Source organism: Streptomyces sp. NPDC005483 (assembly GCF_040606035.1).
In the GTDB taxonomy this organism is placed as follows: Bacteria; Actinomycetota; Actinomycetes; order Streptomycetales; family Streptomycetaceae; genus Streptomyces.
Genome location: NZ_JBEXEA010000005.1, coordinates 1 through 16,425 on the forward strand (window position 1 = coordinate 1; position 16,425 = coordinate 16,425).

Below are 16,425 nucleotides of genomic sequence, written 5' to 3' on the forward strand. Positions count from 1 at the left end.
GTACCGCTTCGTGTACTTGCTTCCCACCTGGTGCTACTTCCTCTGGAACCTCAGGTTCCAGTCTCCAGGTGTCCACGATCAAGGGGAAGCTTCAGTCTCCCAAACCCCGGGCTCGAAGCCCGGAACCAGCTCCGGAGATGAAGACACAGCGAGCACGAACAATGGCCCGTCCAAGACGAGCGAGATCATCAGTTTCAAGGTAGTGAGTTCCGGCGCGGGGGAACTGCCGGAACCTGCCGCAGGTGGGGAGACGGAGCCGCCTGGGAACAGCGATGAAGAACCGGGCCCTTCGCAGAATCCCAGCCAGCCTTCGGGGCCTTCCTGGCCGGCCTCGCCGGGGACGAGCCCGAGCGATCCGGGGACGGCCCCCAGCGATCCGGGGCAAATAACGCCTGCTTCTCTCAGCGTCGGGAAGGTGGGCCTCGCTGACACGGACAAGCGATGGTGCGAGGACGTGACCGTGGAGTTCCGCAACACCGGCGGCTCACCGGCGCTGTCCGGCACGGTCACCTTCGGGACGCACATCCTCGATCTGTTCGGCACCAATTGGCACACGGTCACGCAGGCCCGCAGCCTACCCGCGCCAATCCAAGCCGGCGGCGAGGCCGAGCACACCTGGACGCTCTGCGTGGACGACTGGCGGGTGCCGGCCAGCTGGCACATCGACACCCTCGACGTCACCGCCACGCTGAACTGACTGGGCCCAACTTCGAGTGGCCCGCCCTTTCGGGATCCGCCGCGCAGGAGCCCGACGGCAGAACCTCGCCACGCCCGGCCCGAACGCTGACCCGCGAGATCGACAACCCGGGCAACGGGAACGGCACCGAGCGCCACAGCAACAAGCGCCCTGAGCGGCACGCAGCCCGAAACGACAAAGGCCCCGTCACCGGGGCCTTTTTCCTGTCCGCCGACCGCCGGGGGCGATCTTGCGCTTCGAGCGAGCAGCAGGCGAGCAGGTGATCTCGGGCGCGTCAGCGCTGCCCGCTCGGACGGAGGAGCAGAATGCAGGTCAAAACTGTTCTGCGCCATCCTGCTGAGGTGGGGCGGGTGACACGAACTGGCGGACATGCCGGTCATGGAGGCGGAGCAGACCGTGGGGCCCTTCGTAGGAGACGGTCTCGGCGGCGGCCGAAATAGCTGAGACGTCCAGCGTGCGGGCCCGCTCAATGACCGAGGCAAGCAGCAGCACCCCCTCGTAATAGGACTCGCCGAGGCTGCCGGGAGCCAGGGGGCCTCGAATCCCAAGTGGTGGGCATACTGGCCGTGGAAGTCCAAGGTCTTCTGGTTGGCCAGCCAGGCGAAGAAACGTGCCTTGCTGAACAGGTCACCGGTCGCCTCCGGCAGCTGGCCATCAGCACGGCCAGTTGCTGCAGGCGGTCCGCGAGGAGAGCGGTTCACCTCCGCTCGAGCGGAGGTGAACCGCCAACCTGAAGAAGATCGTGCCCGTCCGGGAACTGCTGGACCTCTTCACAAGTGGAGTTTCCGACGGGTTCCCAGAGCGGCCCTTGGCTGATGCCGTTGCATCTCAGCAGCTAGACCCGGACTTCGCGGGTCACCGTTTCAGGTCTTGTGGCCGGGGCGGACCAGCTACGGGGCTGCCTCGCGAAGGAGGGCCAGGAGAGCGTGCGCCTGCGGGGCGGCTGCGTCGAAAAACTGCGTGGACAGTGCGGGTGGCACGGCGGTTCCATGCATGCGGACTTCATGGCAGCTGAAGCAGAACGCCACCTCGAACAGCACCAGGTCGAGAGTGTCCGCGTACGCCCGGACGCTCCAGCCCGGCGAGAAGCCGCAACGGTGCTGCTCGCTGGCGGGCAAACTCTCGATCAAGGCCAGGGCTTCGGCTGCCTCGCTCCCTATCCAGTGGGCGCCCGCCCTGCCGGGACACGGGGCGCTCCGCGTTGTCGGGAGTTCGGAGATTCTTACGACCTCCAGCAACACAGCGGCGGCTACGGCGTCGGCGGGGAGCTGCATGTACGTAGTCTGCCCGCACCCAGTACCGGGGCGGTGCACCTGCCGGAAGCCGTGCTCAATAGACGGCTGCCTCACAGGCCGGCTGAAGCGCTCAAGTACGTCAGAGCAGCCCACCCACACCGATTCGGGCCAGAGCCCACCCAAGCCTGATCGGCGGTCCCCGGCCCGACGACCTCCTTGCCTTGCCCGCCTTTCACCACTCCACTTCGACCACAGCAACTTCCTCGGCCGCTACGCGTCCTTCCGCCCTCAGGAGGCCGGCCGCAGGCCGCTGCGCGAACCCTCGACCCACGAGGAGGACAACGGCCAGCGGTAGAAGCGCCGATCACGCGACGGAAGGGCTACGCGCGCGGGTGGCCGCCCTTGCGAAGGCCACATCCGGGCGGGTACGGCGTTTTCCGGCGGGCCCTGGTTGGACCGCGCACCACGCGGTCCAACGCTTCACTGGATGAACTTCACCTCTGGGAAAGCCGGGCTCGGGCCGTCGAGGAGGTGCCCTCTGCGGCGCCGCAGGTGCTGGTCGAAGAACGCGAGCGGGTAGGCCTGTTGGATCCGTACCGCCCGAGCCGGATCGAGGGTGCCGATCATGTCCTGGATCTGCTGGTCGGTCATGCCGAGGATCTTGCCCGCTTGCGGGATCAGCGTCGCGTCGTCGCCGTACGACTTGTGGACGGCCCCGTCGGCCTGGACGTTCAGCCGCCAACCGCGCAGATGCATCCAGAACTTGGCGACGTCCGGCATACCGGCCCGGGTGAAGTGGGCGGTCATCATCATGAACGGCCGGTCCAGATCGGCGGTGATGGTCGGCTGCATCGGGCCGTCGATGCTGAGTCCGGCGCGCACGCGCTGGTCGGCGAGCATGGTGAGCGCGGTCGCGGTGGCGCCCTTCGACCAGCCGAACGCGCCGATGCGCTGCGGGTCGAGGGCACCGAGCAGGCCCTGGGGCAGGGTCTTGCCGTCGACGTCGGGGCTGCGCCCGGCGGCGAGCTGCTCCACGCAGTCGAGCAGGAACCGGAGGTCCGCGGCGAAGTCCCTCGGGAACATCGGGGGGAAGTCTGCTGGGATGAGCACCCGGCCGTCGGGGAACTTGGTGAACGTGTCGTAGGTGTGGTCGACGGTGACCACGGCGTAGCCGTGGCTGGCGAGTTCCTGGACCATGGTGGTGTGGTCGCCGCGGTGGCTGCCCGCGCCGTGCGAGTACACGATGACGGGCAGACGGTGGCTCGTACGGTGCACGGGCGCGCCGACGTGCCCGGCGGTGAGCGGGCCGAGGGCGGGGTCGAGGGGGAAGCCGACGTCCGTCAGGAACGCCCGCAGTGCGCCGTCCGTCATCCAGGGAGCCCGCGGCAGGTTCTCCGTCTTGCAAGCGGGGTACCAGACGCCGGCCATCAGCTCGCGGTGGTGCCCTGGACCGGCCGCGGGGTCCGGACGTGAGGTGTCGATGAGGTGGAGTGGCACCGTGCCCACCGGGTACGGTCCGGTGGGCGCAGGCAGGGTGAGTCGTGCCGGGTCGGAGGCGGTAGGAGCCGCCCACGCGCGGGATGCGGCGCCGAGCGGCACGGTAGCCCCGAGGCCGGTGATGAGCGCTGCCGCGAGTATGCGACGGCGCGTCATGTCCGTTCGGGTGGTCACCGATGTCGTGGTCACAGGTCTTCCCCAGTCTCTTGGATGGTGTTGGGCATGCTGCACGCGTGCGCCGCGACCAGCGCGAGCCGGTGGCGGCGCACGGAGGAGCCCCGGGCGATGTCGGCTAGGGCTGTGGGTCTGAGCTGCCCTGTTCGATCTGTTGGATGAGCCGCTTGAGTTGGATGACTTCGTCGCGGAGAGCCTGGGCGCCTGCGGGGGTGAGGGAGAGCCAGGTGCGGGCGCGTTTGCCCTCGTAGCCCTTCTCGATGTCGATCAGTCCGGCCTTCTCCAGGGTGGCCAGGTGCTGGCTGAGGTTTCCGGCGGTGAGGCCGAGCGTTGTCCGCAGGAAGCCGAACTCCACACGGCGGGCCTGGTGGGCGACGGTGAGAATGCCGAGGCGGACGCGCTGGTGGACAACGTCGTCCAGGCCGTTGACGGGGTGCTGGTCGGTCTGTTCGCTCATGAGCGGGCGCGCTTAGCGGGCAGCTCGGCCAGGCCGAAGCCGAGGGCGCCGAGCAGGAGGAGGACGCCTTGGACGCCGTAGTGGGGCAGGGATGACCAGGGCGAGGTGAAGGGGATCCCGGCCCAGCCGTCGGTGAGCGGCACCAGATTGATGGCCAGGTACACGGCGGTGAGCAGCAGCAGGGCGCGGCTGCGTTCCACCCAGCACAGCACCAGCAGCGGTAGCCCGATGGTTGTGGCGTTCCCGATGAGACGGTGGAGGAGCACCGCCGCCCTTGAGGCGGGGTCGAGGTGCAGGCCCCAGAGGTCGAGCGGCTGGCCGGGCTTCGGCATCCCGTGGCGGATGGCCCAGAGCGTGGTGGCGGTCACCAGGCCGCCGAGGACGATCCCGGTGAGGATGTAGGGCCGGACCGGGGTTCCTACGCCGCGGTTGCGGGAGCGGCGGATGTAGAAGAACGCCGTCGCGGCGTAGGCCAGGGCTAGCCCGACGGGCCAGTAGACCGGCGAGCCCTGCGTGACCGCAGTGCATCCGGTGCCTGCCGTGGGGTCGCCGGCGGGGCAGGGAACGGATTCGATCCTGAAAGTGAGACGACTCGCCACGATTGCGCCCAGCGTGAGCACGCCGAACAGCAGGAGGGGGAACCAGGCGCCGCGCTGGGCGGCACGGACCCGCCGGGTCAGGTCACCGAGGCCGGCGAGGACTTCATGAGGCGTGCCTTGCGAGGGCATCGATGCGTCTGCCACGCAGTCAGCTTTGCATTACAAACTAGTTATTGCAAGAAGCGTCCGTGCAGTCGCTTCGACCCCTGTCTGCTGACCCTGGAGGCCAACGAGGGCGCCGTCGAGGTGAGCGTGTGGGACAGCAGCAGCACCCTGCCCGCGATCGGGGCGATGGATCCCGGCCGCGTCGGGCAGCACGGCTTGGAGATCGTCTTGGCCGTATGCCAGACCTTCTGTGTCCACCGCGAACCGGCGGGCAGGCGCGTCACCGCGGCGATCGAGCTGGCCGACGACCCGGTCGGCAGCCCACCTGACCACACCCGACCGGACGAACGCTCTCCCGACGTTGGTCCCGAACCCGTCGGCTACTCCGCCAGCGCGCGCCAAGTCTCCCTCCGGTTCCCTGCGATTCCACCTCGAGAATCCGCGAACCCGTCGGCTTGCTCTCGCGACAGCCCGCACTAACCAGTGCCCGTCCGCTGGCAGGGGCAGGCTGAGTTCGTCCAAGGCTGTCTCCGGAGCCGGAACGACGAAGGCCCCGGTCACCGGGGCCTTTTTCGTGTCCGCCGACCACCGGGGGCGATCTTGCGCTTCGAGCGAGCAGCGGGCGAGCAGGTGATCTTGAGCGCCTCAGCGCGCTGCCCGCTCGAACGGAGACGACAGAGTTAATGCAGGTCAGAACGGCTTTGCTTCGCCCTGCGGTGGTGGGGCGGGTGGGACTCGAACCCACGGCCGACGGATTATGAGTCCGCTGCTCTAACCGGCTGAGCTACCGCCCCATAGCGGCGTGTCGCGTACATGCGTGCGCGCCGTCTGCCGCAGCATAGCCGCTCATACGATCTCCTGCTTCGCAGGGGCGACTTCGCATGCCCGTGAGGACTCCGCTGTGACCTGCACGGTTGCGGTCGACATGAAAAAGGACCCCATCGGGGTCCCTCTTCCTCCTGCTCTCCCGACTGGACTCGAACCAGTAACCTGCCGGTTAACAGCCGGCTGCTCTGCCAATTGAGCTACGGAAGATCGAAGCTCCCCCGACTGGACTCGAACCAGTAACCTGCCGGTTAACAGCCGGCTGCTCTGCCAATTGAGCTACGGAGGATCGCCTCGTTTGCATCGAACCTAGCTCCCTGGGTATTCGCCAGGGGGCGGGCGCTCGCTGCGACACATACATTAGCGCAAGCAGGGGGGTGCTCCGCCAATCGGTTCCCCGGACACCGAGACCGACACCGATACCGAGACCGCTGCCGACACCGATACCGACACCGACGTCGCACCGGATACCTACGCAAGGAAGGGTGGCCGCCATGCGCTACAAGCTCACGTTCGTGGTCGGACTGACTCTGGGGTACGTGCTGGGCACCCGTGCCGGGCGCGAGCGCTACGAGCAGTTGAAGAAATCCGCCCGCCAGGTCGCCCAGAACCCCGCCGTCCGCAACACCGCGGAGACCGCCGCCCAGCAGGGCCGCCAGTTCGCCGGCAAGGCGTACCACGTGGTCAGCGACAAGGTGGGCGACCGGGTGCCCGAGTCCGTGACCCAGCGGGTGCGCTCGCTCAAGGACCGCAACACGAACGGCACCGCGCAGGACGACTGGGGCACGAGCTCCACTTGAATCCGCGGTGACGCAACCCACCCCACGGGCGCGGGACCGGCGATGCCGGTCCCGCGCCCGTGCGACCGCGCGCACCATTGCGACGCTACGCCCATAGAATTTGCGCCATGGGGATAGTCGCCGGGTTGGACAGCTCGCCCGAATTCACTCGCATCGTCGTCTGCGACGCGGACACGGGCGCCGTGCTCAAACAGGGGTACGCGCCGCACCCGGTCGAGGGCCGGCCGTCCGACGTCGACCCCCAGGCCTGGCTCCTCTCCCTCGGTGAAGCCGCCGGCGGCGGTCTCCTCGAGGGCGTGCAGGCCATCGGCGTGTCGTCCCAGCAGAACGCCGTCGTGCCCCTCGACGCCCAGGGCAACACCGTGCGCCCCGCCATGGTCGGCGGCGACAAGCGCGCGCAGGTCGCCGCGGCCGACCTCGTCGACGCGCTCGGCGGACGCGAGGCGTGGGCCCAGGCGGTGGGGTGTGTGCCGCAGGCCGCCCAGCCCGTCACCAAGCTGCGCTGGCTGAACAAGACCGAACCCGACGCCGCCCTGCGCACCGCCGTTCTCCTCCAGGCGCACGACTGGCTGGTGTGGCAGCTGCTCGGCCGTCCGGTGAGACGGACCACCGACCGCGGTGGCGCCTCCAGCACCGGCTACTGGTCCGCCGCCGCCGGCGCCTACCGCTCCGACCTCGTGGAGCTCGCCCTCGGCCACCCGGCGATGCTGCCCGAGGTGATCGGCCCTTCGGACGCGGCCGGTACGACCCCGGAGGGGCTGCTGATCTCCGCCGGGACCGGGGAGACCATGGCCGCCGCCTTCGGCCTCGGGATCGGGCTCGGGGACGCCGTCGTCTCGCTGGGCGCGTCCGGGTCCGTGATGGCCGTGCACCCCGAGGCGCTCGTCGACAACACCGGGATGATCACCTCCCTGGCCGACGCGACCGGCATGCACCTGCCCGTCGTCACCACCCTGAACGCCGTACGGACCCTGCGCGGGGCCGCCGAGATGCTTGGGCTCGGCGATCTGGAGAGCCTGTCCGACCTGGCGATGAAGTCGACGCCGGGCGCCCACGGCCTCGTACTGCTGCCCTATCTGGAAGGTGAGCGGACGCCGAACCTGCCGCACACCGCGGGGACGCTGACCGGGCTCAGGCGGGAGTCGATGAAGCCGGAGCACCTGGCGCGGGCCGCGTTCGAGGGCATGCTGTGCGGGCTCGCGGACGCGCTCGACGTGCTGCGCGGCCGGGGGGTCGAGGTGCGGCGGGTGTTCCTGCTGGGGGCCGCCGCCGAGCTGTCCGCCGTACAGGCCGCCGCGCCCGCGCTGTTCGGTGCGCAGGTCGTCGTGCCGCAGCCGGCGGACTACGCGGCGATCGGTGCCGCCCGGCAGGCGGCCTGGGCGCTCGGGGTGTCGCAGGGCACGCTGGACCCGCGTACCCCGCCGATGTGGCAGGGGCCGGCCGCGCAGGTCCTGGAGCCGGGCGAGGAGCTGGCGGTGGGACAGGCGGTGCGGCAGCAGTACGTGTCGGTGCGGGAGCAGACCTACCCGGGAGCGTTCCGGTAGGCAAGCCGCGGAAGGTAAGAGTCCGGTAGGAGTGCGGGCCCGCGCATACCAGCAAAGCCGTACGAGGCACTGCTGTCGGCTTAATCGGTTGAGGTAACACGGGTGGAGTGTCCGACGATAGGGGCCAGGGGCAACCACTCGCCCCGTCGCCGACTCCGAGAGACGTAGCGTGCTCATACGACTTCTGCGGACCTATCTCAGGCCCTACAAGAAACCCATCACCATCCTGGTGCTGCTGCAGTTCCTCCAGACCTGCGCCACCCTCTACCTGCCCACGCTGAACGCGGACATCATCGACAACGGTGTCGTGAACGGAGACACCGGCTACATCCTGAGCTTCGGCGCTCTGATGATCGGCATCTCGCTGGCGCAGGTGGTGTGCAACATCGGGGCCGTGTTCTACGGCGCCCGCACCGCCGCCGCGCTCGGCCGGGACCTGCGGGCGTCGGTCTTCGACCGGGTGCAGTCGTTCTCGGCGCGCGAGGTGGGCCAGTTCGGCGCGCCCACGTTGATCACCCGTACGACCAACGACGTGCAGCAGGTCCAGATGCTGGCCCTGATGACGTTCACCCTGCTGGTGTCGGCGCCCATCATGTGCGTGGGCGGCATCGTGCTGGCGCTCGGCCTGGACGTGCCGCTGTCCGCGGTGCTGGTGGCCGTGGTGCCGACGCTGGGCATCTGCGTGACGTTGATCGTACGGCGGCTGCGGCCGCTGTTCCGGGCCATGCAGGTGCGGCTCGACACCGTGAACCGGGTGCTGCGCGAGCAGATCACCGGCAACCGGGTCATCCGGGCGTTCGTGCGGGACCAGTACGAGGAGGACCGCTTCCGGAAGGCGAACACCGACCTGACGGAGATGTCCCTCAAGACCGGCAACCTGCTCGCGCTGATGTTCCCGGTCGTGATGACGACGGTGAACCTGTCGTCGATCGCCGTGGTGTGGTTCGGCGCCCATCGCATCGACAGCGGCGGAATGCAGATCGGTGACCTGACCGCGTTCCTCGCCTATCTGATGCAGATCGTCATGTCCGTGATGATGGCCACCTTCATGTTCATGATGGTGCCGCGCGCGGAGGTGTGCGCCGAGCGCATCCAGGAGGTTCTCGACACCTCCTCCAGCGTGGTTCCGCCGGTGGCACCCGTCGTCGAACTGCGGCGGCACGGACATCTGGAGATCCGGGGCGCCGGCTTCCGCTATCCGGGGGCCGAGGAGCCGGTGCTCAGGGCGATCGACCTGGTGGCCCGGCCCGGCGAGGTGACCGCCGTGATCGGCTCGACCGGCAGCGGCAAGTCCACCCTGCTCGGGCTCGTCCCCCGGCTGTTCGACGCGACCGACGGCGAGGTGCTCGTCGACGGCACCGAGGTGTCGACCATCGATCCGAAGCTGCTGGCCAGGACCGTCGGACTGGTGCCGCAGAAGCCGTACCTCTTCGCGGGCACGGTCGCCACGAACCTTCGCTACGGCAATCCCGACGCCACGGACGAGGAGCTGTGGCACGCGCTGGAAGTGGCTCAGGCCAAGGGGTTCGTCGAGGGGCTGGAGAACGGCCTGGACTCCCCCATCGCACAGGGCGGCACCAACGTCTCCGGTGGCCAGCGGCAGCGGCTCGCCATCGCGCGCACCCTCGTGCAGCGGCCGGAGATCTACCTCTTCGACGACTCCTTCTCCGCCCTCGACTACGCGACCGACGCGGCCCTGCGCGCGGCGCTCGCCGAGGAGACCTCGGAGGCGACCGTCGTGATCGTCGCCCAGCGGGTGGCCACCATCCGTGACGCCGACCGGATCGTCGTCCTCGACGAGGGCCGGGTCGTCGGCACCGGCACGCACCACGAACTGATGGCGGACAACGAGACCTACCGGGAGATCGTGCTCTCCCAGCTCACGGAAGCGGAGGCTGCCTGATGGCCGGGCCCATGGGGCGCATGATGGCGGGCGGCGGTCCCGAGACCCGATCGATCGACTTCAAGGTGTCCGGCAGGCGGCTGCTCGCCCAGTTCAAGCCGGAGCGGCTCACCCTCTACGCGATGCTGGCCTGTGTCGTGGTGAGCGTGGGTCTCAACGTGGTCGGGCCGAAGATCCTCGGTCAGGCCACCGACCTGGTCTTCGCGGGCATCGTCGGACGGCAGATGCCCGCCGGTGCGAGCAAGGAGGAGGTCCTCGCCCGGATGCGGGAGCGCGGCGAGGGTCAGGTCGCCGACATGCTCCGCAGCACCGACTTCACGCCCGGCGAGGGCATCGACTTCACCGCCGTGGGACATGTCCTGCTGTTCGCGGTCGGGGTGTTCCTGATCGCCGGGCTGCTGATGGCGGTGGCGACCCGGCTGGTGAACCGGACCGTCAACCGCACGATGTTCCGGATGCGCGAGGACGTGCAGACGAAGATGTCGCGGCTGCCGCTGTCGTACTTCGACAAGCGCCAGCGCGGCGAGGTCCTGTCCCGCGCGACGAACGACATCGACAACATCGGCCAGACCCTCCAGCAGTCGATGGGACAGCTGATCAACTCGCTGCTCACCATCATCGGTGTGCTCGCGATGATGTTCTGGGTGTCCTGGCTGCTGGCCCTGGTCGCGCTGGTCACCGTGCCGCTGTCGTTCGTCGTCGCCACACGCGTGGGCAAGCGCTCGCAGCCGCACTTCGTGCAGCAGTGGCGCACCACCGGCAAACTCAACGCCCACATCGAGGAGATGTACACCGGGCACACCCTGGTGAAGGTGTTCGGCCGTCAGGACGAGTCGGCCGCGCAGTTCGCGGAGCAGAACGAGGCGCTGTACGAGGCCGGGTTCAAGGCACAGTTCAACAGCGGGGTCATGCAGCCGCTGATGATGTTCGTCTCGAACATCAACTACGTGCTGGTGGCGGTCGTGGGCGGCCTGCGGGTGGCGACCGGCTCGCTGTCGATCGGTGACGTGCAGGCCTTCATCCAGTACTCCCGGCAGTTCTCGATGCCGCTGACGCAGGTCGCGTCGATGGCGAACCTCGTGCAGTCGGGTGTCGCCTCGGCCGAGCGGATCTTCGAACTCCTGGACGCCGAGGAGCAGGAGGCGGACCCGGTACCGAGCGTGAGGCCGGAGGAACTGCGCGGGCGGGTCGCCCTGGAGCACGTCTCCTTCCGCTACGACCCCGAGAAGCCGCTCATCGACGACCTCTCGCTGAAGGTCGAGCCCGGACACACGGTCGCGATCGTCGGCCCGACGGGAGCCGGAAAGACCACCCTGGTCAACCTCCTCATGAGGTTCTACGACGTCTCGGGCGGCCGGATCACCCTCGACGGCGTGGACATCGCCACGATGTCCCGGGACGACCTGCGTGCCGGGATCGGCATGGTCCTCCAGGACACCTGGCTGTTCGGCGGCACGATCGCGGAGAACATCGCGTACGGCGCCTCGCGCGAGGTCACCCGGGGCGAGATCGAGGAGGCGGCACGGGCAGCCCACGCGGACCGGTTCATCCGGACCCTGCCCGACGGCTACGACACCGTGATCGACGACGAGGGCAGCGGGGTCAGCGCGGGCGAGAAGCAGCTCATCACCATCGCCCGGGCGTTCCTGTCGGACCCGGTGATCCTGGTCCTCGACGAGGCGACGTCCTCGGTGGACACCCGCACCGAGGTCCTGATTCAGAAGGCGATGGCCAAACTGGCGCACGGGCGCACGTCGTTCGTCATCGCCCACCGCCTCTCGACGATCCGCGACGCGGACACCATCCTCGTCATGGAGGACGGCTCGATCGTCGAACAGGGCACGCACACGGACCTGTTGGAGGCGAACGGGGCGTACGCACGCCTGTACAAGGCACAGTTCGCGCAGGCTGTGGCCGAGGTGGACTAGCTCGGAAGGGGCCGTCGGGAAACGGCCCCTTCTCAGTCCAGGTAACCCCGCAGCTGATCCGCGAAGGCGTGATCCCGCAGCTTGTTGAGGGTCTTCGACTCGATCTGGCGTATCCGCTCCCGGGTCACCCCGAAGATCCGCCCGATCTCCTCCAGCGTGCGCGCCCGGCCGTCGGCGAGCCCGTACCGCAGCTGCACGACCTTGCGCTCGCGCTCACCCAACGTCGACAGCACCGCTTCCAGGTGCTGCCTGAGGAGCAGGAACGCCGCCGACTCGACCGGTGAGGCCGCGTCGCCGTCCTCGATGAGGTCGCCGAGGGCGACGTCGTCCTCCTCGCCCACCGGGGCGTGCAGGGACACCGGTTCCTGGGCCAGGCGCAGGACCTCGCTGACGCGTTCCGGGGCGAGGTCGAGGTGGGCCGCGACCTCTTCCGGGGTGGGTTCGTAGCCGCGCTCCTGGAGCATGCGGCGCTGGACACGGACGACCCGGTTGATCAGCTCGACGACGTGGACCGGGACCCGGATCGTGCGGGCCTGGTCGGCGAGGGCCCGGGACATGGCCTGGCGGATCCACCAGGTGGCATAGGTCGAGAACTTGTAGCCGCGGGCGTAGTCGAACTTCTCGACTGCCCGGATCAGGCCCAGATTTCCTTCCTGCACCAGGTCGAGCATGGTCAGGCCGCGGCCGACGTACCGTTTCGCGACGGACACGACGAGCCGCAGGTTCGCCTCGATGAGGCGGCGCTTGGCCATGCGGCCCAGCACGACCAGGCGGTCCAGGTCGAGCGCCAGCTGGCTGTCCAGATCCGGGGTGTTGCTCAGTTTCTCCTCGGCGAACAGGCCGGCCTCGACCCGGCGGGCGAGGTCGACCTCCTCGGCCGCGGTGAGCAGCGGGATACGGCCGATCTCCCGCAGGTACTGGCGGAACAGGTCCGAGGACGGGCCGCCGGTGTCGACGCGGCCACGGGGCGGCTCCGGCGGTTCGGCCGGCTCGGTCTCCACGTTCTCGAGGGCTTCCGCGGGCGGGGCGTCCGGCTCCGCCTCGGGGTGGTGCGCGACACGGTTCTGCGGGGGCACCGCGACGAGAACGTCGGCCTCGGCGTCCTGCGCTGTCGTGTCGTCGGTACTGTTCTCGGTCTGTGCGAGGGTCTGGGTCTGCACGGGGGCGACCTCCAGGATGATCGCTGCCAAGGAGGGCGGCAGCGGTACTTCGGGGGCGGAGTCGGCGGCCTCGCCGCTGTCCGTCCCGTACGCGATGAGCGGAACCGCGGGGGTCTGGGACCCGCTGGGGACGGATCGGCCGCGCTCCGAGGACTCAGGCACCGGAACCCAGTGTGGAGTACGACACATCGCCGCCACGAGGGGCGTGCGGTGACTTTTTGAGTCCGGTCCGTGACCGGGTGGTTACCGGGCGGTTCACGGGGTGCCCCGCCCCACGGCCATCAGGCCGCTCAGAGCGCGGCGGCGCCCTGCTCCCGCAGTGCCTGGCCGTACTGCTGGAGGACCCACAACTCGTTCTGCACGGCGGCCAGATGGGCCGGGTCGTCGCCGGAGCCGAGGCGGATCAGGGTGCCCTGGACCTCCTGGATGCGGCGGTCGACGGCACGGCGGCGGACGGTGACGAGCTGATCGCCGGCGTAGTTCTCGTCGACCGTCTTGCGCATGATCGCCTCGACGGCCAGCTCCGTGACCATCGCGCGGACCGCGTCGTCGGGGGCGGCCTCGCGGACGCGGACGAGGTAGTCCTGGGAGTCCTGGACGCCGTACTCCGCGCCGCCCGCGTCCATGATGGCCTGGCGGACGGCGGCGTAGGGCGGGGCGGTGAACTCGTCGATGCCGTACGCGTCGAAGGCCGGGGAGACCAGGTCGGGGCGCTGGAGGGCGAGTTTGAGGAGTTCGCGCTCGGTGGCGTAGACGGGGTTGCGCAGGGTGAGGGCGGGGCCGGACACGGCGGGGCGGTGGGTTCCGTCGTACGACGGCTGCTGCTGGCCGCGTCCCGACGGGGCCGGGCCCTTGCCGCCGCGGTCCCGGGCCCAACGGGCCAGCTGCGCCACCCGCTTGACGACGAACTGGGTGTCGAGGATGCCGAGCATGCCGGCGAGCTGGACGGCCACCTCGTGCTGCGCGCCGCTGTTCTTGATGCGGGCGACGATCGGGGCGGCCTCGTCGAGGGCGGCGGCGCGGCCGGCCGGCGTGTCGAGGTCGTAGCGCACGACGATCTGGCGCAGCGCGAACTCGAAGAGCGGGGTGCGGGGTTCGACGAGGTCGGCCACCGCGTCGTCGCCCTTGGCGAGCCGCAGGTCGCAGGGGTCCATGCCGTCGGGGGCGATCGCGATGTAGGTCTCGGCGGCGAACTTCTGGTCGTCCTCGAAAGCACGCAGGGCCGCCTTCTGGCCGGCCGCGTCGCCGTCGAAGGTGAAGATCACGCGGGCCGATCCGTTGTCCATCAGCAGCCGGCGGAGGATCTTGATGTGGTCGCTGCCGAAGGCCGTGCCGCAGGTCGCGATGGCGGTCGTGACGCCGGCGAGGTGGCAGGCCATGACGTCGGTGTAACCCTCGACGACGACCGCGCGGGACGCCTTGGCGATGTCCTTCTTCGCGAGGTCGATGCCGTAGAGGACCTGGGACTTCCGGTAGATCGCCGTGTCGGGCGTGTTGAGGTACTTGGGGCCGTTGTCCGCCTCGTAGAGCTTGCGCGCGCCGAAGCCGACGACGTCTCCGCCGATGTCGCGGATGGGCCACATCAGGCGGCCGCGGAAGCGGTCGATGGGGCCGCGGCGGCCCTCCTGGGCAAGACCGGAGAGCAGGATCTCCTTGTCGCTGAAGCCCTTGCCGCGCAGGAACCGGGTGAGGTGGTCCCAGCCCTGGGGGCTGTAGCCGACGGAGAAGTGCGCGGCGGCGGCCTGGTCGAAGCCGCGCTCGGCGAGGAACTGGCGGCCGGTGTCGGCCTCCGGGCTGGTGGCCAGCTGCTCCATGTACCAGTCGGCGGCGATCTTGTGGGCCTCGACCAGGCGGATGCGCTCGCCGCGCTGGTGGGAGGGGTTGTAGCCGCCCTCCTCGTAGCGCAGGGTGATGCCGGCCTGGGCGGCGAGGCGCTCGACCGACTCGGAGAAGGTGAGGTGGTCGACCTTCATCACGAACGTGATGGTGTCGCCGCCCTCCTGGCAGCCGAAGCAGTGGAAGAGACCCTTGCTCGGACTGACCTGGAAGGACGGCGACTTCTCGTCGTGGAAGGGGCACAGGCCCTTGAGGTTGCCACCGCCCGCGTTGCGCAGCTGGAGGTACTCGGAGACGACGGCGTCGATCGGGACCGCGTCCCGTACCGCCTTCACGTCCTCGTCGTTGATCCGTCCTGCCACGCGTGAAGTCTACGGGGAGGTACTGACACCTACGGGACGAGGTTGACGAGGGGAACGTGCGGGTCCGCGAGCGCCTCGGTGTCCACCTGAGCCCTGGACCGGATCAGTTCCTGGATGGGCTCTGTGACGTCCCACACGTTGACGTTCATCCCGGCCAGCACCCGGCCCTGCTTCACCCAGAAGGCGATGAACTCCCGCTTCCCGGCGTCTCCCCGGATCACCACTTCGTCGTACGACCCGGGGGGCGCCCAGCCGCTGTACTCCATCCCCAGGTCGTACTGGTCGGAGAAGAAGTAGGGCACCCGGTCGTACGTCACCTGGCGGCCCAGCATCGCTCGCGCCGCCGCCGGGCCGCCGTTGAGCGCGTTGGCCCAGTGCTCGACCCGCAGCCGGTTGCCGAAGAGCGCGTGGTGGAAGGAGGCCACGTCGCCCGCCGCGTAGATGTCCGGGTCGGAGGTGCGCAGTTGTTCGTCCACGGCGACACCGCCGCCGTGCGCCCGGTCAGCGAGTTCGAGACCGGCCGCCTCCGCGAGCGCCACGCGCGGGGCCGCGCCGACCGCCGCGAGGACGTCGTGCGCGGGATGCTCCTCGCCGTCGTCGGTCCGGGCCGCGAGGACCATGCCGTCCTGGCCGACGATCTCCGTGAGTCTCACCCCGAAGTGGAAGCGGACGCCGTGCTCGCGGTGCAGTTCGGCGAAGATGTTGCCGAGCTCGGGGCCGAGGACCGAGTGCAGCGGGGTCGACAGCGGCTCGACGACGGTGACCTCGGCGCCGTACTCCCGGGCCGCCGCAGCGACCTCCAGGCCGATCCAGCCGGCACCGGCGATCACGAGGTGGCCGTTGTCCCTGCCCAGGGCGGACAGGACACCCTTGAGGCGCTCGGCGTGGGCGAGGCGGCGCAGGTGGTGGACGCCCGCGAGGTCGGTGCCCGGGATGTCCAGACGGCGCGGCTCCGCGCCCGTCGCCAGCAGCAGCTTGTCGTAGCGGACGGCGGTGCCGTCCTCGCCGAAGCGGACCGTCTTCGCCGTGCGGTCGATGGCGTCCACGGTCTCGCCGAGGTGCAGCTCGATGTCGTTGCGCGCGTACCAGGCGGGCTCGTGCACGAAGACGCTGTCGCGCTCCTCCTTGCCGAGGAGGTAGCCCTTGGAGAGGGGCGGGCGCTCGTAGGGGTGGTCGCGTTCGTCGCAGATCAGTATCACGCGGCCGGTGAAGCCCTCCGTCCGGAGCGTCTCGGCCGCTTTCGCGCCGGCGAGACCTCCGCCCACGATGACAAAAGTCTGATCCGCGTCGACCACTTGATTCC

12 protein-coding genes, 3 tRNA genes and 2 pseudogenes are annotated in these 16,425 nt (G+C 69.5%); 6 read left to right on the forward strand and 11 right to left on the reverse strand.

The features are described 5' to 3' along the window. The first annotated feature begins 415 nt into the window (after positions 1-415). The gene (locus tag ABZT06_RS11310) at positions 416-697 is read left to right on the forward strand and encodes a hypothetical protein (protein WP_355738318.1); all 282 of its coding nucleotides are present in this window, start codon (positions 416-418) and stop codon (positions 695-697) included. Between the two features lie 312 nt (positions 698-1,009). On the opposite strand, the pseudogene ABZT06_RS11315 reads toward ABZT06_RS11310, so the two are convergent. The 5 genes and pseudogenes from ABZT06_RS11315 to ABZT06_RS11335 form a co-directional block, all read right to left on the reverse strand. Further along, a pseudogene (locus ABZT06_RS11315) lies at positions 1,010-1,341 on the reverse strand (ABC transporter substrate-binding protein); the annotation flags it as partial. Between the two features lie 246 nt (positions 1,342-1,587). Beyond that, positions 1,588-1,827 (reverse strand): hypothetical protein, encoded by a 240-nt coding sequence (locus ABZT06_RS11320; RefSeq protein ID WP_355738321.1) that lies wholly within the window; start codon positions 1,825-1,827, stop codon positions 1,588-1,590. A gap of 585 nt (positions 1,828-2,412) precedes the next feature. After that, positions 2,413-3,603 carry an acetylhydrolase gene (locus tag ABZT06_RS11325; protein WP_355738324.1) on the reverse strand — a complete coding sequence of 397 codons (1,191 nt, stop codon included), beginning with the start codon at positions 3,601-3,603 and terminating at the stop codon, positions 2,413-2,415. A 118-nt stretch (positions 3,604-3,721) separates the two neighbouring features. After that, complete coding sequence (locus tag ABZT06_RS11330; RefSeq protein ID WP_355738326.1) at positions 3,722-4,060, reverse strand: transcriptional regulator; 339 nt, start codon at positions 4,058-4,060, stop codon at positions 3,722-3,724. Beyond that, a complete protein-coding gene (locus ABZT06_RS11335; RefSeq protein ID WP_355738329.1) occupies positions 4,057-4,803 on the reverse strand; it encodes a hypothetical protein in 747 nt (248 codons plus the stop codon). Before ABZT06_RS11335 ends, ABZT06_RS11330 begins: the two co-directional genes overlap by 4 nt. 60 nt (positions 4,804-4,863) lie before the next feature. On the opposite strand from ABZT06_RS11335, the pseudogene ABZT06_RS11340 reads away from it, so the two are divergent. Next, positions 4,864-5,082: pseudogene (locus tag ABZT06_RS11340) on the forward strand (ATP-binding protein); the annotation flags it as partial. 399 nt (positions 5,083-5,481) lie between these two features. Here the strand turns inward: ABZT06_RS11340 and ABZT06_RS11345 are convergent. The 3 genes from ABZT06_RS11345 to ABZT06_RS11355 all read right to left on the reverse strand — a co-directional run bounded on the left by ABZT06_RS11345 (position 5,482) and on the right by ABZT06_RS11355 (position 5,878). Then, a tRNA-Ile gene (locus ABZT06_RS11345) sits at positions 5,482-5,558 on the reverse strand. A gap of 168 nt (positions 5,559-5,726) precedes the next feature. Next, positions 5,727-5,799 (reverse strand) — tRNA-Asn (locus ABZT06_RS11350). Positions 5,800-5,805: 6 nt separating this feature from the next. Continuing rightward, positions 5,806-5,878 (reverse strand) — tRNA-Asn (locus ABZT06_RS11355). A gap of 205 nt (positions 5,879-6,083) precedes the next feature. On the opposite strand from ABZT06_RS11355, the gene ABZT06_RS11360 reads away from it, so the two are divergent. From ABZT06_RS11360 to ABZT06_RS11375, 4 genes are all read left to right on the forward strand, one after another. After that, positions 6,084-6,389 (forward strand): YtxH domain-containing protein, encoded by a 306-nt coding sequence (locus tag ABZT06_RS11360; RefSeq protein ID WP_355738332.1) that lies wholly within the window; start codon positions 6,084-6,086, stop codon positions 6,387-6,389. Between the two features lie 107 nt (positions 6,390-6,496). Next, on the forward strand, positions 6,497-7,933 hold the full coding sequence (locus ABZT06_RS11365) for an FGGY family carbohydrate kinase (protein ID WP_355738334.1): 1,437 nt from the start codon (positions 6,497-6,499) through the stop codon (positions 7,931-7,933). 169 nt (positions 7,934-8,102) lie between these two features. Beyond that, on the forward strand, positions 8,103-9,836 hold the full coding sequence (locus ABZT06_RS11370; protein ID WP_355738336.1) for an ABC transporter ATP-binding protein: 1,734 nt from the start codon (positions 8,103-8,105) through the stop codon (positions 9,834-9,836). Then, a complete protein-coding gene (locus ABZT06_RS11375) occupies positions 9,836-11,764 on the forward strand; it encodes an ABC transporter ATP-binding protein (protein ID WP_355738338.1) in 1,929 nt (642 codons plus the stop codon). The genes ABZT06_RS11370 and ABZT06_RS11375 overlap by 1 nt, the downstream gene beginning before the upstream one ends. 32 nt (positions 11,765-11,796) lie before the next feature. On the opposite strand, the gene ABZT06_RS11380 is transcribed toward ABZT06_RS11375, so the two are convergent. The 3 genes from ABZT06_RS11380 to ABZT06_RS11390 all read right to left on the reverse strand — a co-directional run bounded on the left by ABZT06_RS11380 (position 11,797) and on the right by ABZT06_RS11390 (position 16,417). After that, the gene (locus ABZT06_RS11380) at positions 11,797-13,086 is read right to left on the reverse strand and encodes an RNA polymerase sigma factor (protein ID WP_355738341.1); all 1,290 of its coding nucleotides are present in this window, start codon (positions 13,084-13,086) and stop codon (positions 11,797-11,799) included. Between the two features lie 128 nt (positions 13,087-13,214). Then, positions 13,215-15,122, reverse strand: coding sequence for a DNA primase (dnaG, locus tag ABZT06_RS11385; RefSeq protein ID WP_355738344.1), 1,908 nt, complete (start codon positions 15,120-15,122; stop codon positions 13,215-13,217). A gap of 29 nt (positions 15,123-15,151) precedes the next feature. Beyond that, positions 15,152-16,417 carry an FAD-dependent oxidoreductase gene (locus ABZT06_RS11390; RefSeq protein WP_355738347.1) on the reverse strand — a complete coding sequence of 422 codons (1,266 nt, stop codon included), beginning with the start codon at positions 16,415-16,417 and terminating at the stop codon, positions 15,152-15,154. Between the last annotated feature and the right edge of the window lie 8 nt (positions 16,418-16,425).